The sequence below is a fragment of the Bacillus sp. E214 genome, assembly GCF_008087365.1.
Taxonomy (GTDB): Bacteria; Bacillota; Bacilli; order Bacillales; family Pradoshiaceae; genus Pradoshia.
Window position 1 is genome coordinate 65,023 of record NZ_VENN01000007.1, and the last position, 18,360, is coordinate 83,382.

20 protein-coding genes, 10 tRNA genes and 1 rRNA gene are annotated in these 18,360 nt (G+C 38.8%); 28 read left to right on the top strand and 3 right to left on the bottom strand.

Annotated features, from left to right (window positions below):
- The first annotated feature begins 571 nt into the window (after positions 1 to 571).
- Together cshA and uvsE are read left to right on the top strand one after the other, a co-directional pair.
- Positions 572 to 2,065: a degradosome RNA helicase CshA gene (gene cshA, locus FHY47_RS17185; RefSeq protein ID WP_066102485.1), complete on the top strand. Its 1,494-nt coding sequence runs from the start codon at positions 572 to 574 to the stop codon at positions 2,063 to 2,065.
- 97 nt (positions 2,066 to 2,162) lie between these two features.
- On the top strand, positions 2,163 to 3,149 hold the full coding sequence (uvsE, locus tag FHY47_RS17190; RefSeq protein WP_066102482.1) for a UV DNA damage repair endonuclease UvsE: 987 nt from the start codon (positions 2,163 to 2,165) through the stop codon (positions 3,147 to 3,149).
- Here the strand turns inward: uvsE and FHY47_RS17195 are convergent.
- Positions 3,109 to 4,248 (bottom strand): AimR family lysis-lysogeny pheromone receptor, encoded by a 1,140-nt coding sequence (locus tag FHY47_RS17195; RefSeq protein ID WP_066102479.1) that lies wholly within the window; start codon positions 4,246 to 4,248, stop codon positions 3,109 to 3,111. The genes uvsE and FHY47_RS17195 overlap by 41 nt on opposite strands.
- Positions 4,249 to 4,330: 82 nt before the next feature.
- The gene (locus tag FHY47_RS17200; RefSeq protein ID WP_066102476.1) at positions 4,331 to 4,918 is read right to left on the bottom strand and encodes a rhomboid family intramembrane serine protease; all 588 of its coding nucleotides are present in this window, start codon (positions 4,916 to 4,918) and stop codon (positions 4,331 to 4,333) included.
- A 96-nt stretch (positions 4,919 to 5,014) separates the two neighbouring features.
- On the opposite strand from FHY47_RS17200, the gene acpS reads away from it, so the two are divergent.
- The 14 genes from acpS to FHY47_RS17270 all read left to right on the top strand — a co-directional run bounded on the left by acpS (position 5,015) and on the right by FHY47_RS17270 (position 16,228).
- Entirely contained in the window at positions 5,015 to 5,368 is a 354-nt protein-coding gene (gene acpS / locus FHY47_RS17205; protein WP_066102473.1) for a holo-ACP synthase, read from the top strand.
- A gap of 304 nt (positions 5,369 to 5,672) precedes the next feature.
- On the top strand, positions 5,673 to 6,668 hold the full coding sequence (locus FHY47_RS17210) for a LolA family protein (RefSeq protein ID WP_066102470.1): 996 nt from the start codon (positions 5,673 to 5,675) through the stop codon (positions 6,666 to 6,668).
- Between the two features lie 123 nt (positions 6,669 to 6,791).
- Positions 6,792 to 7,964: an alanine racemase gene (gene alr / locus FHY47_RS17215; protein ID WP_066102467.1), complete on the top strand. Its 1,173-nt coding sequence runs from the start codon at positions 6,792 to 6,794 to the stop codon at positions 7,962 to 7,964.
- Positions 7,965 to 8,124: 160 nt separating this feature from the next.
- Positions 8,125 to 8,406 (top strand): CopG family ribbon-helix-helix protein, encoded by a 282-nt coding sequence (locus tag FHY47_RS17220; RefSeq protein WP_049672447.1) that lies wholly within the window; start codon positions 8,125 to 8,127, stop codon positions 8,404 to 8,406.
- Positions 8,399 to 8,761 (top strand): type II toxin-antitoxin system PemK/MazF family toxin, encoded by a 363-nt coding sequence (locus FHY47_RS17225; protein WP_066102464.1) that lies wholly within the window; start codon positions 8,399 to 8,401, stop codon positions 8,759 to 8,761. The genes FHY47_RS17220 and FHY47_RS17225 overlap by 8 nt, the downstream gene beginning before the upstream one ends.
- 337 nt (positions 8,762 to 9,098) lie before the next feature.
- Positions 9,099 to 9,935 carry an RsbT co-antagonist protein RsbRA gene (locus FHY47_RS17230; RefSeq protein WP_066102461.1) on the top strand — a complete coding sequence of 279 codons (837 nt, stop codon included), beginning with the start codon at positions 9,099 to 9,101 and terminating at the stop codon, positions 9,933 to 9,935.
- Positions 9,932 to 10,288 (top strand): STAS domain-containing protein, encoded by a 357-nt coding sequence (locus FHY47_RS17235; RefSeq protein ID WP_066102458.1) that lies wholly within the window; start codon positions 9,932 to 9,934, stop codon positions 10,286 to 10,288. Before FHY47_RS17230 ends, FHY47_RS17235 begins: the two co-directional genes overlap by 4 nt.
- A gap of 4 nt (positions 10,289 to 10,292) precedes the next feature.
- Complete coding sequence (locus tag FHY47_RS17240; RefSeq protein ID WP_066102671.1) at positions 10,293 to 10,694, top strand: anti-sigma regulatory factor; 402 nt, start codon at positions 10,293 to 10,295, stop codon at positions 10,692 to 10,694.
- Between the two features lie 11 nt (positions 10,695 to 10,705).
- Complete coding sequence (locus FHY47_RS17245; RefSeq protein ID WP_139063803.1) at positions 10,706 to 11,716, top strand: PP2C family protein-serine/threonine phosphatase; 1,011 nt, start codon at positions 10,706 to 10,708, stop codon at positions 11,714 to 11,716.
- 62 nt (positions 11,717 to 11,778) lie between these two features.
- Positions 11,779 to 12,111, top strand: coding sequence for an anti-sigma factor antagonist (locus FHY47_RS17250; RefSeq protein ID WP_066102453.1), 333 nt, complete (start codon positions 11,779 to 11,781; stop codon positions 12,109 to 12,111).
- On the top strand, positions 12,108 to 12,581 hold the full coding sequence (gene rsbW, locus FHY47_RS17255; protein WP_066102448.1) for an anti-sigma B factor RsbW: 474 nt from the start codon (positions 12,108 to 12,110) through the stop codon (positions 12,579 to 12,581). The genes FHY47_RS17250 and rsbW overlap by 4 nt, the downstream gene beginning before the upstream one ends.
- Positions 12,559 to 13,359 carry an RNA polymerase sigma factor SigB gene (gene sigB / locus FHY47_RS17260; RefSeq protein ID WP_066102445.1) on the top strand — a complete coding sequence of 267 codons (801 nt, stop codon included), beginning with the start codon at positions 12,559 to 12,561 and terminating at the stop codon, positions 13,357 to 13,359. The genes rsbW and sigB overlap by 23 nt, the downstream gene beginning before the upstream one ends.
- Entirely contained in the window at positions 13,356 to 13,958 is a 603-nt protein-coding gene (locus FHY47_RS17265) for a PP2C family serine/threonine-protein phosphatase (RefSeq protein ID WP_225983640.1), read from the top strand. Before sigB ends, FHY47_RS17265 begins: the two co-directional genes overlap by 4 nt.
- Positions 13,959 to 14,062: 104 nt before the next feature.
- Positions 14,063 to 16,228 (top strand): Tex family protein, encoded by a 2,166-nt coding sequence (locus FHY47_RS17270; RefSeq protein ID WP_148631241.1) that lies wholly within the window; start codon positions 14,063 to 14,065, stop codon positions 16,226 to 16,228.
- Positions 16,229 to 16,248: 20 nt separating this feature from the next.
- Here the strand turns inward: FHY47_RS17270 and cmpA are convergent, their stop codons facing one another.
- Positions 16,249 to 16,368, bottom strand: coding sequence for a cortex morphogenetic protein CmpA (gene cmpA, locus FHY47_RS17275; protein ID WP_139063802.1), 120 nt, complete (start codon positions 16,366 to 16,368; stop codon positions 16,249 to 16,251).
- A 114-nt stretch (positions 16,369 to 16,482) separates the two neighbouring features.
- On the opposite strand from cmpA, the gene FHY47_RS17280 reads away from it, so the two are divergent.
- The 12 genes from FHY47_RS17280 to FHY47_RS17335 form a co-directional block, all read left to right on the top strand.
- Positions 16,483 to 16,947 (top strand): SprT family protein, encoded by a 465-nt coding sequence (locus tag FHY47_RS17280; RefSeq protein WP_140462284.1) that lies wholly within the window; start codon positions 16,483 to 16,485, stop codon positions 16,945 to 16,947.
- A 206-nt stretch (positions 16,948 to 17,153) separates the two neighbouring features.
- Positions 17,154 to 17,228 (top strand) — tRNA-Glu (locus tag FHY47_RS17285).
- A gap of 37 nt (positions 17,229 to 17,265) precedes the next feature.
- A tRNA-Met gene (locus tag FHY47_RS17290) sits at positions 17,266 to 17,339 on the top strand.
- A 10-nt stretch (positions 17,340 to 17,349) separates the two neighbouring features.
- Positions 17,350 to 17,426 (top strand) — tRNA-Asp (locus FHY47_RS17295).
- A 68-nt stretch (positions 17,427 to 17,494) separates the two neighbouring features.
- Positions 17,495 to 17,569: transfer RNA gene (locus FHY47_RS17300), tRNA-Gln, on the top strand.
- Between the two features lie 4 nt (positions 17,570 to 17,573).
- Positions 17,574 to 17,649: transfer RNA gene (locus FHY47_RS17305), tRNA-Lys, on the top strand.
- 10 nt (positions 17,650 to 17,659) lie between these two features.
- A tRNA-Leu gene (locus FHY47_RS17310) sits at positions 17,660 to 17,744 on the top strand.
- 68 nt (positions 17,745 to 17,812) lie between these two features.
- Positions 17,813 to 17,899 (top strand) — tRNA-Leu (locus FHY47_RS17315).
- 15 nt (positions 17,900 to 17,914) lie between these two features.
- Positions 17,915 to 17,991: transfer RNA gene (locus FHY47_RS17320), tRNA-Arg, on the top strand.
- 6 nt (positions 17,992 to 17,997) lie between these two features.
- Positions 17,998 to 18,074: transfer RNA gene (locus FHY47_RS17325), tRNA-Pro, on the top strand.
- Positions 18,075 to 18,099: 25 nt separating this feature from the next.
- Positions 18,100 to 18,173 (top strand) — tRNA-Gly (locus FHY47_RS17330).
- Between the two features lie 109 nt (positions 18,174 to 18,282).
- Positions 18,283 to 18,360: ribosomal RNA gene (locus FHY47_RS17335) — 16S ribosomal RNA — on the top strand; the annotation flags it as partial.

The following is an 18,360-nucleotide window of genomic DNA, read 5'->3' on the forward strand; positions in this document are numbered from 1 at the left end:
ATTAGTAGGTAAATGTAATATTTTATTTAATTTTGATACCAAGATCCGATTGCTTTGTATAAATCGAGTCCTGGCATAAATCATCTATGTGTACTACAAACAAAATTCTGTAAATATGTTTATAAACCTCTATTTTATTTAAAACAAATCGTGACTATAACGGCTTATCGTGTACAAGATTAGTGTGCAGCGCCTATTCTTCACCCATCAACGGCTTTAAAAAGGGAGAATACAGTTCTTAAATTAGCTAATTTAGAACCACAAAGGTATCTGTTAATAGCTTGAAGATTTGAAGCAGGACAAATAGCATAATAGAATATTGCAAGTGCGATTATTTGCAATCCCGGTCTGTTTTTGTTAACATAAGTTAAATACATGCGTTTCATGAAAATTTTCCAAATGAATTGGACTTATGAACTCATGCTGCCGGGATACTAACGGCCGCTTTTTTTGTGAGATCGAACCCTGTGCAACAGGCATGATTAAATTGACCGTAATCCTGTTTTACAGGAATGAAAAATATATTGAAGCAATTGTTAAAATAACACCTATCTTGGGGGTAGAAAAATTAATGACATTATTTAGTGAATTAGGAATTAGCAGCGACACATTAAGAGCAGTAGAAGGCATGGGGTTTGAAGAAGCAACTCCAATCCAATCTGAAACGATTCCACTTGCATTGCAGGGTGGGGATTTAATCGGACAAGCTCAAACAGGTACTGGTAAAACTGCTGCGTTTGGAATTCCGATGATTGAAAAAATCGATGTAAAAAGAGACGAAATTCAGGGATTAATCATTGCACCGACACGTGAACTTGCTATTCAGGTTTCTGAAGAGCTTTACAAAATCGGAGCAGGCAACCGTTCCCGCGTTCTGGCAGTATATGGCGGTCAGGATATAACTCGTCAAATCCGTGCGTTAAAAAAACGTCCGCATATCATCGTGGGTACACCAGGCAGACTGTTGGATCATATTAACAGAAAAACAATTCGTTTGAACAATGTTCATACTGTAGTTCTTGATGAAGCAGATGAAATGTTGAACATGGGATTCATTGAAGATATTGAATCTATTCTATCTTCTGTTCCAGATAATCACCAAACTCTATTGTTCTCTGCAACTATGCCTGATCCAATTCGTCGTATAGCCGAAAGATTCATGCATGAACCAAAAACAGTTCGTGTAAAAGCGAGAGAAATGACTGTACCGGCAATCAGCCAATATTATGTACGTGTTCCGGAAAGAGAAAAATTCGATGCATTAACTCGTCTAATTGATATCCATACGCCGGAATTAGCTATTATATTTGGCCGTACTAAACGTCGTGTTGATGAATTAGCAGAAGCATTAACAGTACGTGGTTATACAGCTGAAGGAATCCATGGTGATTTGACACAAGCACGTCGTATGTCAGTCTTACGCAAGTTTAAAGAGGGAGCAGTCGATATATTGGTAGCTACGGATGTGGCTGCACGTGGTCTTGATATTTCCGGTGTTACTCATGTTTATAACTTTGATATTCCTCAGGATCCTGAAAGTTATGTTCACCGTATTGGACGTACAGGAAGAGCGGGTAAAGAAGGTATGGCAGTTACATTCGTAACTCCACGTGAAATGTCTTATCTTGAAGTGGTTGAACGCACCACTAAAAAGAAAATGGAGCGTATAAAAGCTCCAACTGTTACAGATGCGCTTGAAGGACAGCAAAGAACTGTAAAAGAAAAATTGTACAATGTTGTTTCTTCTGAGGACTTAACGGCATATCTTCCGTTGGCTAAAGAAATGATAGAAGATCATACTGCAGAGGAATTAGTTGCTGCAGCATTGAAATTGTTCATTAGAGAGCCGGATGAAAAGCCTGTAACCATCTCAGAAGAGAGACCACTTCCATTCCGCAAAGATGGTTATAAAGGCGGAAAAGGTGGCGGAAGCAAACGTCCATATAACAGAGGCGGAGACAGAGATAGCCGTGGTGGCGGAGACAGAAGACGCAGCAGCAGCACCAATCAAGGTGGACGCAGAAAGTCTTACTCAAACTCTAAACCAAAAAACACAAGTAAATAAGATTTAAATAAAGGCCAATCCTACACATTAGGATTGGCCTTTTTGTAATGAATTACCTTCCATTGTTCATAATAAGCATAGGAGGTGAGTAAATCTTATGACTATTATTCGCTTAGGTTATGTAGCTATGAGTATGGAATTGAAAAATGCATCCCCCTCAAAAACAATGACATATGCCCAATTCAGCAAGCTGGCAAATAGAGAAGCCGCTATAAAAAGACTGGAGAAAATTGCAAAAACCAATCTTAAAAACTGCCTTCGTTTATTAATTCATAATGAAGTAAATGGTATCCAATTCTTTCGATTTTCCTCAAAATTAATACCACTTGCCAACCATCCGGATTTAGAAGATTGGAACTATATGGCCGGTATAAAAGAGGAAACAAGTGCGATTAAAGAATATCTAAAAAAGCATTCTCATATGAGAATTGATTTTCATCCGGATCACTTCGTTGTTTTAAATAGTGAAGATAAGAATATCTTGAAAACATCAATTAAGACATTAAGGATGCATTTTCGATTACTAAAAGCTTTTGGATTATCGCCAAAACATCGTTGTGTATTACATATTGGTGGTTTATATCAAGATAAGGAACAAGCTCTTGAACAATTTATTCATAATTGGGGATATGTGCCTGTGGATATTCAGGAAATGATTATATTGGAAAATGATGATACGCTATTTGGCATACAGGATACCCTTTACCTATGTGAAAAACTATCCATTCCAATGGTATTTGATTTACACCATCATAAACAAAACTGTCAGGGAGATTGGAAAGATCACTGGCCAAGGATTGTGCAAACCTGGAGTAATTCAAGCTTGCCTGTTAAAGTCCATCTTTCATCCCCGAAGAATGAAAAAAATAAAAAAGCACATGCTGATCATGTGCAAAAAGAAGAAATGATGGAATTAGTGCAGGGGAATAATAATTTGACAAGCCAAGTTGATTGTATGCTGGAGGCTAAGCATAAAGATTTTGCTGTTTTCAAGTTGATTGAGCAATTAAAATTGCTAGATGGCTTTAAAATAATGGATGGTGCTATATTTTCGTATGAGCCTGTGACAAATGAAAGTCGATAAGCTTGGCATAATAGTAATTACGGCTATGTATGAAAAGGTTCTGTGCCTCTCGTAATTCATGAGGACCTTTACCAATAGCTAAATAAAAGTGTTCAAAAAGGGTGAGTGATCCTTTTTCTGTTTGCAAAGTCTCTAATATCTTGCTTCCTAGATGTGTTTGGCCAGTTACCATATAACGATAGGCTTTTTCAGATGGGGATGTCGGTTGTATATCCAATTCTCTGCGCCATAAGCTCCTGAATATATCCAAAGAACAATTAAGTGAAGCCTCCAAATAAGGTCTGCGTTGCATATGGACATTTTTCAGCAGAGCTAATCCCTTCGTCACCCATTCTTTTGCTATAGGGAAGCTATCGAACATATAAGAATGAGCTATGATGTGAGACAGGCTGATTTCCAGAGTAGGGAATTGTTGCAATAAATCTTTATTGTTAAAGTATTGTTGGCAGGCGTTTCGAACGTTCTCTGGATTTGTGCTGCTGCATAACATAGAGACTAAATACATTTCTCCAAGCTGTATTTTAAAGATAGACAGCAAATCCTCCTCTTTACATAGTAAAAGCATGGGTTCGACAGCCTTTATTAATTTATTGAGTGGCTCTTGCAATCTTAACTGACTAATCCCATACATATGTGAAATGATAGAAGCAATATTAATTTCTAAACAGCTTGAAGACAGATTAAATGCTTGATCAATAAGCTCTGAGTTATCGATCTGAGCCTCTGCCTGAGCAATATAAATAGAAAATACATTTCTTAATTCATTATTTTCTGGGTTGGAGGAATCTTCGAGTATTAATGTTTTAATCCAATCCATGCATCCTAAACGGAATAAATATTCCAGGACAAAGAGTTTCTGAACTACTCCAGATGTACATTTGCAGTAATATGATTTTACAATTTTGAAGGCTTCCTTTTCATTTGTTAGTGATACAGAAGCCATTGCCTGCATGACATAGATTGGATGATACTGTTCATATGTATGAATAGAGAAGGTGTCAGATAAATTCATCCATTCAGGGATAGAAAATGTAAGGCATTCTTGGCCATTTCCTTTTATGGGTTGAGGAATCAAAAATTCACTGAATGATAAATCCATAGCTTCTACCTTCTCTCTCTAATTTAAAGATGCTATTTCTATTATAGTTAATTTTTCCTAGAGAGGAAATAGATTCATCTAATTATCGATTAACTAAAAATAGACGGGAGAGTGCAAAGCCCATTATAAGGCCGCCAATATGCCCTGTGATATTAATGGATGATTGGAAAAAAGACATGACTACCCCGATAATAATTAAAGCTAGTATAACCTGTGAATTTTGCTGCGAAATTAAATCTTTTCTAAAAAAGATGATATAGGCAAAACATCCAAATAGCCCATAAATGGAACCGCTGGCTCCCACATGAGCATACATTAAAGGTTCTGCAAAGAATGTAAGAACATTTGCAAGGGTACCGGACAGTATAAAAAGGAGACTGAATCTAAATGTACCTAATATATTTTCCAGTCCAGGACCAATAATAATTAAGGAGAAACTATTGAATAATAGATGGGAAAAGCCAATGTGAAGAAAGATTGGTGTGACCAATCTCCAATATTCACCCTCTGCAATGAATAAGTTAACTCCGCTTAATAAGGTGTAAAGATCTCTTCCAAGAGAGATTGGTAAAGAAGTGATAATAAAAAGAACTATACACACAGCTGTTAAAAGACTGACTCCCGGGTAAAAACGGATAAATTGCCCGAAACTTTCGGTACGAGTGAACAAAAGACATCATCCTAACATAATAAGATTTGGTAAATCATTTATAATGAGGTAATGTTTAAACTAAAATAGCTATATAAATTGTGAGGGTGTGAACCAATGATTGTTGGAATTGGTATCGATATTATTGAACTTGAGAGAGTGAGAGATATTCTTAAACGGCAGCCGAAATTTGTTGATCGTATACTAACTGAAGATGAAAAGGAATACTATCTGTCACTTGGTGAAAATCGAAAAATCGAGTGGCTTGCCGGACGATTTTCTGCTAAAGAGGCATTTTCAAAAGCAAATGGTACAGGTATCGGCGGTAAACTATCGTTCCATGATATTAGCATTATTCCTGACAAGAATGGTAAACCGATTATCAAACATCCTTTAGAGGTAAAGGCACACTTAAGTATTACCCATACTAAACAATATGCGGCTGCCCAGGTTCTACTTGAAAAACGATAAAAATAAATTGTTTGTCCCCCGCAAGCACATATTCAGAAGGATTGTCTCATATATTCAATTAACGAATTGGAGAGACAAGGCCTTGTTTTGGACATTTACTACCCATATGTATTTAAGATAAAACACTCTTTGCGGGCTTTCAACAGCGTTATTGAATTAACATAAGAATAGCAGAAATAAAGAATGTTTTGAAAGGATGTATCTTAAAAATGTACTGGAATGTAAATGAACAAACCGGATCGGGCTTTCCTCTCCCTTTTACTTACTACTGTTAAAAGGGGATGAGATCTTGAGGAGGTTAATGATGCTGACGCTGACATTGGGATTTATGTTGGTCTTAGCAGGCTGCGGGGAAAAATCGCAAACTGAAGTTGTGGATGCGTTAACGGAAAAGATGAATGAATTAAAGGGATACAAAGCAGATGCGAAAATGACTTTAAAAATGGGTACAGAACCACAAGTATATGATGTGGAAGTATGGTATCAATCTCCATCAAATTACCGGGTAAACTTGAAAAATGCTCAAAAGGATCAAAGTCAAATCATCCTGCGGAATGAAGAAGGGGTATTTGTATTAACTCCAGCGCTTAATAAAAGTTTTAAGTTTCAAAGTGAGTGGCCAAAAAACAGCTCGCAGGCCTATCTGTATGAGTCTTTAATTACAGATGTAACTGTTGATAAGGATGCAACCTTTAAGGCAACAGATGATAGTTATGTGTTTGAGACAAAAACAAGATATCAGAACAATAAGATGCTTCCATTGCAGGTCGTGAAATTTGACCGCAAAACACTAGAGCCTGTAAGTGTAGATGTAATGGATTCTGATCGTAATGCATTAGTTCAGGTTGAATTTGAAAAAACGAAGTTCAATCCGAATTACAGTAATAGTGATTTTGATGTGAAAAAGAATATGACAGGAGCGCAATTGGAAGTGCCGGTAATGTCTTCTGAAGAAGATATTGATTTTGAAGCTCAATATCCAACAGCCGAGATACAGGGTGTGGAGCCTGCAGGAGAGAAAATGATCAAAACAGAGGAAGGAAAACGAGCCGTTCTGACATTTGCGGGTGATGAAAAACAATACACGTTAATTGAAACTAAATCAAAGATTGTCAAAGAAGCTGCGGTCACCATAGCAGAAGGTGAGCCGGTTGATTTAGGATTCACAATTGGCAATATGACAGAAAACTCAATATCCTGGTCTTATGAAGGGATAGATTTCATGCTCGCTGCAAAAAATCTCACATCAGACGAGATGATCATGGTTGCGAAATCAGTGCAGGAAACTGCAGAAAAATAGAAGTGGATGGACCTGTTAATAAAGGCAGGTCTATTTCTTTTTAGTTTCTGAGGAATGAATTGACTATCCTTTCATTAAGGGGAATAATCAAATTATAATCATCTAAAGGTAGGTAAACCTCTTATGAAAAATAGTCAATTATCCTATAGAGATACATGGGCAGAAATCAATTTAGATCATATAAAGCATAACGTTGAACAGATTAGGCATCTGTTGCCTCAAACTACTGACATCATGGCGGTTGTAAAGGCAAATGCATATGGACATGGAGATCGGCAAGTGGCTGAAGTGGCATTAGGTGCCGGAGCAACCAGTTTGGCCGTAGCTTTCTTGGATGAGGCGATCAGGCTTCGTCAGGCAGGTATAAAAGTGCCGATCTTAGTACTAGGTTCCACTAGGGCGGAAGACTCCAAGGTAGCCGTGCAGTACAATATCTCTTTAAATGTACATGACATTGATTGGATAGGGAAAGCTATAGCATATTTACAGGAAGAAAATATACAGCAACCGCTAAATATACACATAAAAATTGATACAGGCATGGGCAGACTTGGGATAAGGAATATACAAGAGATGAAAGAAATAGAATATATGCTTAAGAATCAAGATTATATTCATCTTGAAGGTATATTCACTCATTTTTCCAGTGCAGATGAGCTGGACTTGGACAAAACTCAAAACCAATTGTTGAAATTCAAGGAGATTCTTGATAATATGGAATACTTGCCGCCTTACATTCATACTAGTAATAGTGCGGCAGCTATGAGATATCCTGATGCCTATTTCAATACAGTAAGGCTTGGTATTTCCATGTATGGCTTAAGTCCATCACCGGAAATATCAAAAGACCTCCCAGTAACGTTGAAGCCTGCCTTATCTCTTTATACAAAGATAAAGCAAATCAAGAAGATTTCAATGGGTGATACAGTTGGGTACGGTGCAACGTATACAGCGAGTGAGCCTGAATGGATAGCCACTTTGCCTATTGGATATGCGGATGGATGGATCAGAAAACTATCTGGGCAATCTGTACTGGTTAAAGGACATAGAGCACCTATTGTCGGACGCATTTGTATGGATCAGTGCATGGTTAAATTAGATCAGTCTGTTCCTGAGGATACAGTGGTTACTCTTATCGGGAACGATGGTGATGAGACAATTACAGTTGATGAGATCGCCGAGAAATTAGAAACGATTAATTACGAGGTTATTTGTCAACTATCAAGCAGAGTCCCTCGAGTGTATAAGCAGGATGGTTTAATTGTTGAAACTGTAAATCAGTTATTTCATTATTAATTATTTAACACATATGTGCATGAATAATGAATAAAGGACAACTATTTAGCCTCATAATAAGAAAGAAATGTACTAGACACCTTTGCATGCAGAAGTAATAATGGTAAGATATAATAGTAAAGAACTATGTGGTTTGTAGTGATGGTGGAGGTGTTTGCCTGTGTCTGAGTCCAGTGCAACTACGGAAATTCTAATACGCTTGCCCCAAAATTTGCTAAGTGAGTTGGATGGATACGTGAGAGAAGAAAATGTGAATCGAAGCGAATTTATTTATCAAGCAACTAAAATGTATTTGCAAGAACGCAAAAAGAAAGAGTTTCGCGAATCCATGCGCCGTGGATATATGGAGATGGCCAATATTAATTTAACTATGGCTGCAGAAGCTTTCCAGGCAGAATATGAAGCTGAACATGCTGTGGAGCGTTTAGTTAGCGGTGAATAAGGGTTTAAATGTTAAACGTGGTGATGTGTATTTCGCTGATTTGTCTCCAGTGGTTGGATCTGAGCAAGGAGGGGTAAGACCTGTACTTGTTATTCAGAATGATATCGGAAATCGATTTAGCCCTACCGTAATTATTGCGGCAATTACGGCTCAAATACAAAAAGCGAAACTGCCGACCCATGTAGAAATTGACGCCCAAAAATATGGATTCGAACGCGATTCTGTTATTTTACTTGAACAAATTCGAACAATTGATAAGCAGAGATTGACAGATAAAATAACACAGCTGGATGATGAAATGATGCGTAAGGTTGATAATGCGCTCCAAATCAGTCTGGGACTCGTGGAATTGTAATAGTAAAAAGACTATAAATAATAAATATACTTCTGTGTTGAAGGTTAGGCTGCCAAGAATCCGAATTCTTGGCAGTTTTTTTTGCACTTTTTAACTTAGAAAAACTTATTTTTGGTTTAAGTTAGTGACAAAAAGGGAATGAAGTACAGGTTATAGAAATTACAAATACGTTGTTGCTGTATTACGGCAATATTACGAAGGAATTTAAGATTTCCTATTTCCTTTTTAAGTGTTTATAATAGTTTGTGAATATGGTTTTTTTGAAATTATTAAATAAATTAAAGTGCATGTATCCATATAAAAGAATCTAACAGAAAACTTGATGGAGGAGGAACTAATGAATAAACTTGTGCAAAACTATATCCAGGGTCATAAAGACATCATTTTGCAGCAGTGGATTGAACGTGTAAAGGATAAAGCGGATGATCGAGTCGTGAAGATTGTTTCAGATCAAATGTTTATTCACACCAGTAATGAATTTATTGAAGTGCTGATTTCTAATATTAAAGATTCTGATGAAGAATTTAAAGTGAAACTTAGTGATTTTGCAGCTAAAATTATTCGTTTAGGCTGGCCGTTAACATTTGTGAATGAGGGATTGAAAGCATTTAATGTAGTTGTTACAGACGGTATGGTAAATGAAGGGGTAATGACAAAGGAAAATCAGCTTGAGATTGTGCTGGATTTTGACGAGTGGATTACCCCTTTAAATAATGAAATTCTGAATGTTTATACATCTACGTGGGAACGAACCGTTTCTTTGCAAAAAATTGCACTCCAGGAATTATCAGCACCTCTTATTCCTGTGTTTGAAGGGATTACTGTAATGCCTCTTATAGGTACAATAGATACAGAACGCGCGAGACAAATTATGGAAAATCTTTTGGATGGCGTAGTAAAGCATCGTTCTGAGGTAGTGTTGATTGATATTACTGGAGTGCCTGTTGTTGACACTATGGTGGCTCATCATATTATTCAGGCAGCAGAGGCTGTTCGTTTGGTTGGTGCCCGTTGTATGTTGGTGGGAATACGTCCGGAGATTGCTCAAACAATTGTCAACCTCGGCATTAACTTAGATGAAATCATAACTAAAAATACATTGAAAAAGGGTGTAGAGGCTGCCCTGGAAATTACAAATAGAAAAATTATCGTAACCCCGGAGGAATTAGTATGAGGATTCCGATATTAAAGTTGCATGATTGTCTCCTGATTTCTATTCAATGGGAATTGGATGATGCAACAGCGCTGCAATTTCAGGAGGATTTACTGCATAAGATACATGAAACAAATGCAAATGGAGTGGTGATTGATCTAACTTCAGTAGATATCATTGATTCTTTTATAGCTAAAGTCCTTGGCGATGTCATTGACATGTCAAAATTAATGGGAGCAAAAGTAGTGATAACAGGGATACAGCCTGCAGTTGCCATCACATTAATTGAATTGGGCATTACATTATCCGATGTGATGACAGCTTTGGATCTTGAAAAGGGTTTGGAGAAATTACAAAAGGAACTGGGGGACTAGCATGATGAGCACCCAATCCTACGTAAAAATTCTTAATGAGTGGGATATTGTTGCAGCCCGACAAGTGGGCAGAAATGTGGCCAAAGAGTTGGGGTTTGGCACCGTGGATCAGGCAAGAATAACCACAACCATAAGTGAATTAGCAAGGAATATCTATCTCTATGCAGGGCAGGGCCAAATATGCATTGAAAAAGTCTATGACAATGGGAGAACGGGTCTCAGAGTCATAGCAGAGGATAATGGTCCGGGAATAAGTGATATAAGAAGAGTAATGGAAGATGGATATACAACATCGGGAGGTCTGGGAGCTGGTTTGCCGGGAGTCAAGAGATTGATGGATGACTTTGATATTGACTCTGATGTTGGAAAGGGTACGCGAATAATGTCTACTAAATGGCTCCGATAGGGGGAAGGTATGTGGAAAATAGAGAGTGCATGGAGGAAAGATACCGTGAAGCTCTCTCGAATTACTTGAAAGAGCATACGGAAAAAGCGTTATATCTCGGACATAAAATCAGCAAAGAAGCTATAGAACAGATGGTATCACCTGAAGAGATAATAAGTTTGCATAAAAATACGCTAAAAGAAATACTTCCTGATATTTCGGAAGAAGTCAGCCACTCTTTTGATTTTTTGTTGGAAATTATGATGGAGTATGGTGTAGCCTTTCGTGAATTACAGAGTCTCCGCCATCAACAAAGAGAACTGAAGAGTGAGATGGAGATAGCGGCTAATGTTCAGCAGACTTTATTGGAAACGCGAGTTCCTGTACTAAAAAATCTTGAAATTGGAGCCATAAGTGTTCCGGCTAAGCATATGAGCGGAGATTATTTTCATTTTGTTCAGGATGAGCATAATCGAGTGGCTGTAGCGATTGCTGATATTATTGGCAAAGGGATACCGGCGGCGTTATGTATGTCCATGATTAAGTACGCGATGGATTCTTTGCCGGAGCATCGCACATCCCCAGCGAGTGTTCTGGAAAGTATTAACCGTGTTGTGGAGCAAAATGTTGGACCGAGTATGTTCATAACGATGTTTTATGGTCTATATGATCCCTCAAATCATATTTTTACATATGCTTCAGCAGGCCATGAACCGGGATTTTTCTATAATTACGAAAAAAATGAATTTACCGAGTTAACTGCTAAGGGTCTGTTGCTTGGTGTAGATAAAAAAACAGTATACAGGCAATATGAAAGAAAGATTGAAATAGGCGATATGATTATCCTTCTATCTGATGGGGTAACAGAGTGCAGGACAAATGAGGGATTTATAGAAAGAGATACGTTGGTTCAATTTATTCGGGAATCTATTCATTTAGATGCCCAAACCATTGTAAACAATCTCTATAAAAAGTTGGAAAAGATGCAACATTTTCAATTAAGAGATGATTTCACCTTGATAATTATGAGACGGAAGTTTTAAGTGGATAATTTCGGGTAAAGAAGGATAGCGGAACATGACTTTTTGAGGAGAGGTACAAATTCATGAATATTTCTATTGATGTACAGAATGTAAATTCTGAAATACATGTAAATGTTAAAGGCGAGATAGATGCATACACAGCACCGAAGTTAAGAGAGACACTATTTCCTTTGTCGGATCAAGATAAAGTAGTCATGATTATTGATTTAACCGATGTTTCTTATATGGACAGCACAGGTCTTGGGGTATTTGTAGGATTATTTAAAAATGTTCGAGCGCACAATGGGGATTTTAGAATCATCGGACTATCAGAGAGATTACATCGTCTTTTTGAAATCACTGGTTTAGCGGATATAATCCATATAAAAAGCCATGCAGAGGGTGGAACGCAATGAGTGAAACATACGAATATATTGAAATGAAGATACCTGCAAAACCTGAATTTATCGGGGTAATGAGATTAACTTTATCAGGAATAGCCAGCCGTATGGGGTTTTCATATGATAGTATAGAAGATTTGAAAATTGCTACGAGCGAGGCTTGTACAAATGCAGTTCAGCATGCGTACAAGGGCGAGCGAGATGGGGAAGTTATCATAGGCTTTGGATTATATGAAGACCGTCTTGAAGTAATGGTAGTCGATAATGGCGAAAGCTGTGATTTTGAAGAGGTGCGACAAGGCTTGGGGCCTTATGAGAGAGACCAATCAGTGGAATTCTTAAGAGAAGGAGGATTAGGTCTATATCTGATTGAAACGCTCATGGATGAAGTGAAAATACACCATAATGAAGGTGTGACAGTATTCATGACGAAGTTTCTTGAGGGAGAGCAGGTGGAGAGTGATGCAGAAACAATCTCAAACTAGTGATGAGAAAAAGGCACAAATGAGAGACCAAGTCACGGAATGGATTAAAGCCTATCAACTCCATGGAGATGAAGAAGCACAGGCTCAACTTGTTCAGCACTATACCGGGCTAGTTGAAACGATTGCGAGAAAGTATTCAAAGGGAAAATCATATCATGAGGATATTGCCCAGGTTGGCATGATTGGATTGCTGGGTGCGATTCGCAGGTATGATGATTCCTTCGGAAAAAGCTTCGAGGCTTTTGCTGTCCCGACGATAATTGGAGAGATTAAACGCTTTTTACGTGATAAAACATGGAGTGTTCACGTTCCTCGCAGAATTAAAGAGCTTGGTCCAAAAATCAAGTCGACTGTTGAAGAACTTACCTCAGAATTGCATCGTTCTCCTAAGATTGAAGAAATTGCTCAGTACTTAGAAGTTTCTGAGGAAGAAGTTTTAGAAGCGATGGAAATGAGTAAAAGTTATCAGGCGCTATCAGTGGATCACTCAATCGAGGCGGATTCAGACGGCGGAACAGTCACTTTGTTAGATATCTTCGGAAATGTGGATGAAGGATATGAAAAGGTGAATCAGCGGTTGGTTTTGGAGAAAGTTCTCCATGTATTGTCAGATCGCGAAAAGAAAATCATACAATACACCTATCTAGAAAATCTAAGTCAAAAGGAAGCGGGAGATCGATTAGGTATATCTCAAATGCATGTATCCCGTCTTCAACGCCGTGCTATAAAAAAACTGCAGGAAGCCATTAATGCTGAGAATTCGGAGTATATACGGTGAATCAAGAAGTGCTAAGGGATAGTAGAGTGCAATTAATTGTGTCTCAATCACCTAAACAAGGAAAGCTGTTATGTGGTGATGACTATTTTTATGAAGTGACGGATGATTACTTTATTTGTGTCATCGCAGATGGATTAGGATCAGGGGAGTTTGCTCATGAATCCTCTCGGGCAGTTACTAATGTAGTTCGGGAGTATCAGAGCGAGGATGTTGGAGATATTATGGAACGATGTAATCAGGCCCTGCTAAGAAAGCGAGGCGCCGCTGTCGCTATTTTAAAAGTGGACTTCAAAAAGAAAGAATTTCAGTACAGCTGTGTTGGTAATATCCGTTTCTATCTATATCCTCCAAATGATAAAATGATCTATCCCCTACCTGTAACCGGATATTTATCTGGAAGAAAGCAGAAATTCCATACTCAACAGTTTACATATACTCCGTCCACTAAATTTTTCATTCACTCCGATGGATTTGAAATGAAGGGGACGAAAAATTTCCTGCGAAATGCTAGTTCTCTTGAAGAAACTGCGAAAAAATTAGAAAGTCAAAATAGTGCCTTGAACGATGATATTACATTCATTTTTGGGAGTCTTTTATAATTATAAGAGACTTCTTTTTTGTGTTATTTATGAGAGTCCAGTATTTGTAGCAGAAAAGGTTATGATACTATAAAGGTAATTATTTGCAGAGGGAAGGTTTGTTAATGAAGTCGAAGAGTGAATTGGTTCAATATATAGCGTCAGAGCTTTCAGTGAAGGGGAGTCAAGTATCCAATGTATTGGCGCTTTTAGAGGATGGTAATACGATTCCATTTATAGCGCGTTATCGAAAAGAAATGACCGGCTCATTGGATGAGGTTGAAATTAGAACAATTTCTGAGCGGTGGACCTATCTCGATAATTTGGAAAAAAGAAAGGAAGAAGTCCTGCGTATTATTGAGGAGCAAGGGAAACTCACAGAGGAGTTATCACGTGAAATCATCAAGGCAGTAAAACTGCAAACTATTGAAGATTTGTATCGTCCTTTTAAGCAAAAGCGTCGCACAAAAGCAACGGTCGCAAAAGAAAAAGGATTAGAACCGTTGGCGAAATGGATCATGGAAGCTCCTCAAACTGCAAACCCACTTGAAAAAGCTGCTCAATTTGTTGATGTGGAGTTGGGAGTGACAACGCCAGAAGAAGCTTTAGATGGTGCGAAAGATATTATAGCAGAGAATATCTCTGATAATGCCTCTTTCAGAAAATGGATTCGGGATGAAACATTTAAGTTTGGCTTGATTAAATCTGTTAGTAAAGATGAGAAGAAAGATGAGAAAAAGGTATTTGAGATGTACTACGACTATGATGAAGCAATAGGAAAAATAGTTCCTCATCGCATTTTGGCACTTAATCGTGGTGAAAAAGAGGGAGTGCTTCGAGTTTCCATCAAAACCGATACACAGAAAATACTGGATTATCTCGCTAGAAAAATGAATTTGAATACAGCCAATCCGAGTGCAGTGATTATGAAGGAAGCAATAGAAGATAGCTATAAGCGATTGATTCAGCCTTCTATTGAAAGGGAGATTCGTAATGAGTTGACGGAAAAGGCTGAAGACCAAGCTATCTATATTTTTTCTGAGAATCTCAGAAATTTACTGCTTCAGCCGCCTTTAAAGGGAAAAATGGTATTGGGTGTAGATCCGGCTTATCGTACAGGCTGTAAATATGCAGTAGTCGATCCTACAGGAAAAATGCTTGAGGTAGGAGTGATTTATCCGCATCCGCCAGTAGCTAAAAAGAAAGAGGCAACGGAGGCTATTCTGTCTATACTCAAAAGATATAACATAGAAATCATCACAATCGGGAACGGAACAGCATCTCGAGAAACAGAACAATTCATTGCAGATACGTTGAAGAAGCAAAGTGAAAAAATCTATTACGTAATTGTAAATGAGGCCGGTGCAAGTGTTTATTCGGCATCGGATATCGCAAGAGAAGAGTTTCCAGATTTACAGGTGGAGCAGCGAAGTGCGGTCTCGATTGCAAGAAGACTACAGGATCCCTTGGCAGAATTGGTGAAGATAGATCCTAAATCAGTAGGTGTTGGGCAATATCAACATGATGTTTCAGAAAAAAAACTGAATGAGTCACTTGGTTTTGTGGTTGAAACGGCAGTAAACCGAGTGGGGGTTAATGTGAACACGGCCTCTCCTTCCCTATTGCAATATGTGGCGGGTCTTTCCAAGTCTGTAGCCCAAAATATCGTAAAAAAGAGAGAGGAAGAAGGAGCTTTCCGAAATCGAGCTTCTTTAAAAAAGATTCCAAGGCTTGGTGCGAAAACCTATGAACAAGCCATTGGATTTTTAAGAGTAATTGGTGGGGAAGAGCCGCTTGATCGGACATCCATACATCCTGAAAACTATCAGTCCGTTCGTTCTTTGTTGAAAATGCTCGGTTTCACAACGGATGATTTAGGAAGTGAACGATTAAGAGAAGCGCTAACCACGGTGAAGAAAAGTGAAATGGCGGAGAAATTGAATATTGGCGAAATCACATTGGGAGATATTCTGGATGCCTTGATGAGACCAGAAAGAGATCCGCGTGACGAATTGGCTGCACCTCTATTAAAATCCGATGTACTGAAGATGGAGGATCTTAAGCAAGGGATGGAGCTCCAAGGCGTTGTTCGTAATGTCGTTGATTTTGGCGCATTTATTGACATCGGCGTAAAGCAGGCCGGTCTAGTTCATATCTCGAAATTGAGCAGACGATATGTAAAGCATCCAATGGATGTTGTATCAGTTGGGGATGTGGTGACTGTCTGGGTTGATCAAGTAGATATACCTAAAGAACGAATTGCCCTTACAATGATAAATCCGGCTGGATAATATAAACGTGAAGCATTGCCTTAATCGTATTGGGCAATGCTTTTTTTATAAAAAAACCAACATTGATTCAATAGTTGCACTTGCTTGCTGTTTTTTTCAAGAAAGGCTCTTTGGATTTGGTTTTGCAACCAAGCAGGCATATTTAGACCTCCTTTCATAAATGTTGTACTATAAATAGGTGATAAGCCCATGGTTAATTTATTGTATGTAACAGCCGCCGGGTTTGTTACTTTAAAAGTGTGGAGGTTTAACTTATGACGGACCGGGAATTACAGAAATTAGTTGAAAAAATATCCATAGAGGATTTTGGGATACCATTCACTCATAAGGCAATCTTTAATAACAGATTAAGGACAACAGGCGGACGGTATTTATTAGTCAGCCATAATATTGAAATTAATCGAAGATACTTAGATGAATTAGGAATGGAAGAGATAAAGGGAATTATAAAACATGAATTATGCCATTATCACCTGCACCTCCAAGGGAAGGGATACAGGCATGGAGATCGGGACTTTAAACAATTGATGGCAAAGACCAACTCACCTCGTTTTTGCTCAGCCCTGGAAAGCAATATCCGTGCTGTACGCCCTGTGAAATGGCTATACGAATGCCGGTCATGCGGCCTGGAATATAGACGGAAAAGACAGCTTGATACGAAGAAATATGTATGTGGAAAATGTCGCGGAAAAATTATTTTAAAAAAATCGTTGACATAGACCTTGCTAACATGGTAACTTATTTGAGCGGCCTTATTAAAGCCGAAAGCAAAAATGACATCAAAACTTTAACAAAAAAACTTTTTTAAAAAAAAGTGTTGACATGTTAAAAGAGATTCATTATAATAGATAAAGTCGACTGGGGCGCTTGAAGTTCTCGCGAAGAGATGAGAAAGTGCTTGAGAGACTGAAAGTTAGTAATGAACGGCCCCTTGGTCAAGCGGTTAAGACACCGCCCTTTCACGGCGGTAACACGGGTTCGAATCCCGTAGGGGTCACCAATCAAACCTCAGATTGTTTGAGCGAGATTAATATCGTCGCGGGGTGGAGCAGTCTGGTAGCTCGTCGGGCTCATAACCCGAAGGTCGCAGGTTCAAATCCTGTCCCCGCAATTAAACAAATGGTCCGGTAGTTCAGTTGGTTAGAATGCCTGCCTGTCACGCAGGAGGTCGCGGGTTCGAGTCCCGTCCGGACCGCCATTTATAAAATAACACTTATCTTATAAGAGAAAAGTGATTATAATAAAAAGTGTGTTATAAAACACCTTTGGGCTATAGCCAAGCGGTAAGGCAACGGACTTTGACTCCGTCATTCGTAGGTTCGAATCCTGCTAGCCCAGCCATTTAGAGCCATTAGCTCAGTCGGTAGAGCATCTGACTTTTAATCAGAGGGTCGAAGGTTCGAGTCCTTCATGGCTCACCATTATAAATATGCGGGTGTGGCGGAATTGGCAGACGCACCAGACTTAGGATCTGGCGCCTTACGGCGTGGGGGTTCAAGTCCCTTCACCCGCACCATTTATTACCACTTGAATTACGGTGGAATAAATACTATAATGATTGTTGTCGTCGCGTTATAACAAAACGCGGTCGTGGCGGAATGGCAGACGCGCTAGGTTGAGGGCCTAGTGGGGGTTAACCCCGTGGAGGTTCAAGTCCTCTCGGCCGCACCAACCAAATTAAATTATGCGCCCGTAGCTCAATTGGATAGAGCGTTTGACTACGGATCAAAAGGTTAGGGGTTCGACTCCTCTCGGGCGCGCCATTATATCGGGAAGTAGCTCAGCTTGGTAGAGCACTTGGTTTGGGACCAAGGGGTCGCAGGTTCGAATCCTGTCTTCCCGACCATCAACTTCTCTAATAAATTAAATACGCGGGTGTAGTTTAGTGGTAAAACCTCAGCCTTCCAAGCTGATGATGAGGGTTCGATTCCCTTCACCCGCTCCAATTATATGATTGTTCTTTGAAAACTAAACAAAACGAAACGCCAAGCAAGTCTAAAATAAGAGATTTTTAATCTCGTCAATTTGCTTTAAAATTTAGCTAGATCAAACATCTTTCGGAGAGTTTGATCCTGGCTCAGGACGAACGCTGGCGGCGTGCCTAATACATGCAAGTCGAGCGAATCTGAGGG